At 69.7% G+C, this 926-nt stretch carries 1 protein-coding gene; it reads right to left on the reverse strand.

What is annotated here, in order from left to right:
- Positions 1–926, reverse strand: a 926-nt coding sequence (locus tag L692_RS0123550; RefSeq protein ID WP_025702404.1) for a bifunctional ADP-dependent NAD(P)H-hydrate dehydratase/NAD(P)H-hydrate epimerase, incomplete at both ends; no start/stop codon positions are given.

The following is a 926-nucleotide window of genomic DNA, read 5'->3' on the forward strand; positions in this document are numbered from 1 at the left end:
AGGATCACGCCGCGCTCCCGGGCATAGCTTAGCGCCAGGCCGATCCGGTCGCGCTGAACCTCCTTCGTGCTCACGCCTACCAGGCGGGCCATTTCGCCGGGATGCGGCGTCAGAATGACCGGCGTCCGGCGCCCCTGCCATGTCCCGTAATCGCACTCGGCCAGGATGTTCAGCGCATCCGCATCCACGACAAGCGGACAGTCCGCACCTTCCCAAATCGTTTGGAGCCATGCCTTGTCATCCCCGAACCGCCCGATTCCCGGGCCGACGGCCAGCACGTCCTTCTTGCCGGCGAGCTTCAGCACCTCTTCCGCCGCTGCGGCATTCCAGGTTCCGTCCGCTTCTCCGCCGGCATCCGCCAGCATCAGCTCGGGAGCCGCGCCGACGAGAAGGGGCAGCAGCTTCCCCGGCACCGCCCAGGTCGCCAGCCCGCAGCCCGTCCGCAGCGAGGCGCGGGCTGCGATCAGACCGGCGCCGCTCATGCGCAGGGACCCGGCGGCGATCAGCACGTGACCGTAGGTCCCTTTGTGCCCATCCGGCGCGCGGCGGCGGGAGACGTCGACGCCCAGCACGTCCTCCAGCACGGCGGGCGTAAGCCAGTAGGCGGACAGCCCCTCTTCCCGGGCAAGTCCGGACGGAATGCCGATCGAGCGGACAACGATGCGCCCGGCATGGCCCGCACCGGGATACTGGAGCAAGCCCCGCTTCAGAAAAGCGAGGCAGACCGTAAGCGCCGCCTGAATGCACGGCTCATGCGTCTCGCCTGTGTCCGCGTTCAGTCCGCTTGGAATATCGGCGGACGCGACCGGCTTGCCGCTGCGGTTCGCCGCGGCAATCAGCTCCGCATAGGCGCCGCGCGGCGCGCCTGCGGCGCCCGTGCCCAGCAGCGCATCCAGGATGCCGCTGTACCCGGCAAAGTCGGGCCT

The organism is Paenibacillus forsythiae T98, assembly GCF_000520735.1.
Classification (GTDB): domain Bacteria; phylum Bacillota; class Bacilli; order Paenibacillales; family Paenibacillaceae; genus Paenibacillus_AQ; species Paenibacillus_AQ forsythiae.